This window comes from Bacillus haikouensis (assembly GCF_013179555.1).
GTDB lineage: Bacteria > Bacillota > Bacilli > Bacillales > Bacillaceae_B > Rossellomorea > Rossellomorea haikouensis_A.
Window position 1 is genome coordinate 1 of record NZ_JABMCR010000543.1, and the last position, 1,231, is coordinate 1,231.

At 41.3% G+C, this 1,231-nt stretch carries 3 protein-coding genes; all 3 read right to left on the reverse strand.

All coding sequences use genetic code 11. The features are described from left to right. Positions 1–513 (reverse strand): P-loop nucleotide/nucleoside kinase family protein (locus HP456_RS24140; RefSeq protein WP_172255708.1); only part of this gene is annotated, 513 nt, incomplete at its 3' end. A gap of 35 nt (positions 514–548) precedes the next feature. Then, positions 549–878, reverse strand: a complete 330-nt coding sequence (locus HP456_RS24145; RefSeq protein WP_172255711.1) for a hypothetical protein — start codon at positions 876–878, stop codon at positions 549–551. Beyond that, positions 871–1,231: SH3 domain-containing protein (locus HP456_RS24150; RefSeq protein WP_512698789.1), on the reverse strand; the 361-nt coding region annotated here is incomplete at its 5' end. The genes HP456_RS24150 and HP456_RS24145, both read right to left, overlap by 8 nt.

Sequence of the window (1,231 nt, forward strand, 5' to 3'; positions counted from 1 at the left end):
ATACTCCATGACCTTATCCATATAACTTTGCAAAGGAGGGGTTGTATCTACTGCAAGATATTTATGATCAGTTGGTTTCTTACTGTTTTCAAGGATTCGCCGAAACGCATCTTCGGAGCTGACCCTTTCGATTTGGCTGATCTTCCTTTCCCGGTTTTGCAGGCGGAAATTGATTTCACTCATATTATCAAGATAGCATTCTATGTATTTATATTTGGCCATATATTTTCGGGATAGGTCTGTGCCTTTTTCAATGATTTCATCGTAGAGGCATGGACTGTCAAAGATGACATCCCGACCTTGTGAGAGGTGAAAGTCGATCAGGGACCAGTCGATGTTGTAGGAAATCCTGCCTGCTGACTTATTGTCAATCTGCGCATCTCCCATACTTTCCAGTAAAGCCGTCTTCACAATATCATGGTCGATCAGTACGGCACCTGTTCTCTTGGCAATTTCCCTCGAGAGGGTTGATTTGCCTGAACCGGGGAAACCGGACATTTGGATAAAGAACATTTTATCTCCCCCCTAAATCCTTCAATTCAATCCAACTATTCTTCTATTGCCTTGTTGGAGACCAATGTAAAATTTACACTTAATAAAGTAACTGTAAATCCAAGAAGCGAGATCATCGTCCCGTCTAAATGCATGCCTGTTTCCACTGCGCACACACCTGCAACGCACATCATCACGACACAGGAATACACCCAGATGAACCCTCTTCCTATTCTCTCCCAATTGATCATGATGAAGATTTGTGCAATTGCAAAGAGTAAAAATGCCAGTCTTATATACAAAAAAGGTGCATAGAAAAAGAAGCTGATGAAAATGGCAGCCGCAGCAAAAGTATCGATCAGGATTGCCCAATTGTTATCAGACATAGGATATCACCTTCGTATCATCCTTAGCTGCCACATGATGATCCACCTTTTGGAGAATCCCTTTTACAATCCAGCCTTCTCTTCCGTCTTTTTTTATCAAATCATACCCACTGCAGCTGTCGTCTACCAGGGATATGATGTCTCCTTTTTTTACATTGATTTGCGCACAGGAAATATCGGTTTTTGCATACGTTTGTCCTTCTTCATTCTCATGGATATATTCATTTTTCACATATAATTTATTTATGGTTTCTACTTGTTCACAGAGGGTGAAGTGATCATCTTTATGAACGGGGATGAGCTCATAGGCCGGGTATGAAATCGTACCGTTCATCATTGGGTCACTGTGAAAG